Annotated in this window: 1 protein-coding gene; it reads left to right on the forward strand. The window is 54.0% G+C overall.

Going from position 1 to position 559, the window contains the following annotated elements; all coding sequences use genetic code 11:
• A partial coding sequence (locus ABD353_RS40025; protein WP_425555366.1) for a hypothetical protein occupies window positions 1–462 on the forward strand: 462 nt, incomplete at its 5' end.
• Window positions 463–559: the final 97 nt, after the last annotated feature.

Here is a 559-nt window from a genome sequence, read left to right on the forward strand (position 1 = left end):
ACCTTCTTTACGCTCGATGGCGCAACCCTGATGGCACTGATGGCTTTCTGCACCGCCTGTTCCATAGATGGTGTACAGGGCAAGGATGAATTTGGTCGTAAACACCAGAGTTCGCTGGATGGGGTGGAAAACGCCATTCAGTTTGACCTTCGTGACTGGTGGAAACCGACGGCTGATAACCTTTTCTCGCACATGAAGCTGCCACACATTGTACAGGCACTCTCTCAGACCGGACTGGCTGGCGCAGCACAGGACGCCGCGAAGATGAAGAAAAAGGATGCCGCTGAACATGCAGAGCACTTCCTCTCAAAAATCCGTTGGGTTCCGGAATGGATGACCAGTGCTGACAATCAGAAACAGCCTGCCGCAAAGTCTGAACTCAGTCTGGCAACAAGTCAGAACGATACCGACGCTGATGCCGGCGACGCCACCGACCATAACAACCCGGCCTGCGCCGCCTGATAACGGAGACGCCGCCCTGCGGGGCGGCGATAAGGAGACTGAAAATGAAAACGTTACTGACTCTGGATGTCCTGAAAACCATGTCTTCTGATGAGCT

It is taken from the genome of Kitasatospora arboriphila (assembly GCF_039528095.1).
In the GTDB taxonomy this organism is placed as follows: Bacteria; Actinomycetota; Actinomycetes; order Streptomycetales; family Streptomycetaceae; genus Kitasatospora; species Kitasatospora arboriphila.